At 60.4% G+C, this 2,682-nt stretch carries 2 protein-coding genes; one reads left to right on the top strand and one right to left on the bottom strand.

Going from position 1 to position 2,682, the window contains the following annotated elements:
• Nucleotides 1–188 precede the first annotated feature (188 nt).
• Complete coding sequence (locus tag DBR23_RS26195; RefSeq protein WP_108500051.1) at nt 189–959, top strand: SDR family NAD(P)-dependent oxidoreductase; 771 nt, start codon at nt 189–191, stop codon at nt 957–959.
• 71 nt (nt 960–1,030) lie between these two features.
• On the opposite strand, the gene DBR23_RS26190 is transcribed toward DBR23_RS26195, so the two are convergent.
• The gene (locus DBR23_RS26190) at nt 1,031–2,434 is read right to left on the bottom strand and encodes an aldehyde dehydrogenase family protein (RefSeq protein ID WP_108500050.1); all 1,404 of its coding nucleotides are present in this window, start codon (nt 2,432–2,434) and stop codon (nt 1,031–1,033) included.
• Nucleotides 2,435–2,682 lie beyond the last annotated feature (248 nt).

The following is a 2,682-nucleotide window of genomic DNA, read 5'->3' as shown; positions in this document are numbered from 1 at the left end:
CGACGCTCCGGGTGCCTCAAGGGATGCAGGCGATCGTAGGAAACGGTGTTTGGTGCGGCAATGACGGATCGTCTCTATCGGCTGACAAGAAGCCTCTTTTGACGGATGCAGGCAGGCGGCATCCCCATAGCCGGAGGGCCCTGCGCTAACCTCGCGACATCGATGGTGAACGCTGAAGAGGAGACGCTATGGATCTGGGTGCAATGCTGGCCAGCAAGCAGGTGCTGGTCACGGGGGCCTCGTCGGGCCTGGGCGAAAACTTTGCCCGGCTGGCCGCCGGTTGCAAGGCCAAGGTGGTGATCGCGGCGCGGCGCAAGGCCCGGCTCGACAAGCTCGCGCTGGAACTCGAAAAACTCGGTGCGCTGCAAGTCACGGTGCTGGAAATGGATGTGGCTTCCGAGCAGTCCATCGACGGCGCCTTTGCCGAACTGGACGCCTTGGGCGTCACGCTCGACGTGGTGGTCAACAACGCCGGGGCTGCCAACGACGGCCTGTCGCTCACGCTGCCTGCCGCCGACTTCGATGCGCTGATGGCGACCAACGTGCGCGGCGTGTGGCTGGTGGCCGCGCGTGCCGCGCAGCGCTGGGTGGATGCCGGGCGGGGCGGCTCCATCATCAACATCGCATCCATCCTGGGCGAGCGCGTGATGCCGGGCGCCATGCTGTATGCCACGTCCAAGGCCGCAGTGGTACACATGACCAAGAGCCTGGCGCTCGAATGGGCGCGCCACGGCATCCGTGTCAATGCCATCGAGCCGGGCTACATCAGCACCGAGATGACCGACGCCATGTGGGACACCGCCTATGGCAAGGCGCTCATCCAGCGCGTCCCGATGCGCCGCCTGGGCAAACCGGAAGAGCTGAACGGCCTGTTCCTGCTGCTCGCGACCGAGGCCGGGTCGTGGATGACCGGCGCCTGCGTGCCGGTGGACGGCGGGCATTTGTGCTCATCGCTTTGAGGGCGGCGGGCCAAAGTAGCGCTGCGTCCTGGGGATTCGTAGAGAGAATCCCCAGGTTCAACCCATGAAAATCAGCGGGCTTCGTTGATGATATGAAGCTGCGTGAATTCCAGCAATCCTTCCTCGGCCAGCTCTCCGCCCATTCCAGATTGTTTGGCGCCGCAAACGGGAATTGCGGGGCCAATATCAAGATGCTTGTTGATCCAGGTCGTGCCTGAATACATCCGCAACGCAATCTCGCGCGCTTTTTCTCTATCCGCTCCCCAGACGGAACCGCCCAAACCCCAGGGAGAATCGTTTGCGCTGGTCAGTGCTTCTTCAGGGTCGGAATATTTGATGACAGGCAAGACCGGTCCGAACTGCTCTTCCTGAACCAGGCGCGAGCTATTCTTAATATCGGCCACAATGGTTGGACGGATGAAGAATCCGGCTTGGCCCTCGGCTTCGCCGCCTGCCACGATACGGCCATCCTTCCTGGCTATTTCCAGGAATTCCTTGAGCTTTGCATATTGCATGCGGTTTTGTATGGGCCCCATCGTGGTGCCCTGGTCCAATCCGTTGCCGACCACCACCTGTTTTGCCAGGGCTGCGAGGCGGTCAACCACATCGTCATAAATTGATTCATGCACATAAGCGCGTTTGACCGCGATGCAGACCTGCCCGGCATTCAAAAAGGCCCCATTGAAGATGCCTTGGGCAACGCTGGCCGGGTCAGCGCCCGGCAGGACGATGGCGGCATCATTCCCACCCAGCTCCAGGGTCAGGCGCTTGAGGGAGGTTGCGGCGGATGCCATCACTTTCTTCCCAGTGGCGGATGAGCCTGTGAACGAGATCTTCGCCACGTCCGGGTGCTGGGTCAGATAGCCGCCCAGGTCATTCTGGTCGGTGACGACGTTGACCACGCCCGCCGGGAAAATGCCGGCCATGATCTCGCCAATCTTCAAGGTGGCCAAAGGCGTGGTGGGGGCTGGCTTGATAATGATCGTGTTGCCAGCCAGCAGGGCGGCGGGCAATTTGAATGCCATCAGCAGCAGTGGGAAATTCCAGGGAATGATGGCGCCCACCACACCCAGCGGTAGCCGGTGCTGCTCAACGCGCATGGTCTCGTTGTCTTCAAGAATCTTGACCGGCAGTTCCTGGCTGGCAATGCCACGGATGAATAGAGCCGTCCATAAAACCTCGGTCGTGGCTTCGCCGAGCGGTTTACCTTGCTCCTGGGTCAGCACGCGCGCCAAATCGTTTTGTTGCGCATCCATCGCGTCAGCGAGTTTCAGCAACATTTCCCTGCGCTGCGCGATGGGGCGGCGAGACCAGGCTGGAAAGGCGGCTTTTGCCGCTTGAATGGCGGCCTCCATTTGCGCCTCGTCGGCGCGGGGGCACAGGGCCAGTACCGTTTCGGTTGCGGGGTTGATGACTTCCATGGTGGAAGCGCCATCGACCAGTTCACCGTTGATGAGCAGCTTGTAATTCGCCATATTTGTCTCCTGTTGTTGCAGTGTTGTGCGGAATATGGAATGCATGCGTATTCAGCACAGAAATGCTACAACCCGGTCTCCAACGGGACAATGACGGAACGTCTCGCTGGGCTGGCAAAAGACCTCAATTTCCTGGCGTTGCCAAATGCTCTTGAATTCATAGCATTCAGCCAAGGTGGAATAAAGGCGGGAGGCAGATTGGGTTACGCTTAGGCAGTTCAGGACTCTTTCGCGGGAGGGTTGTTGAG

The sequence above is a fragment of the Acidovorax sp. HMWF018 genome (genome assembly GCF_003061035.1).
GTDB classification, from domain to species: Bacteria; Pseudomonadota; Gammaproteobacteria; order Burkholderiales; family Burkholderiaceae_C; genus Acidovorax; species Acidovorax delafieldii.
This window is presented reverse-complemented; position numbering and strand designations above follow the sequence as displayed.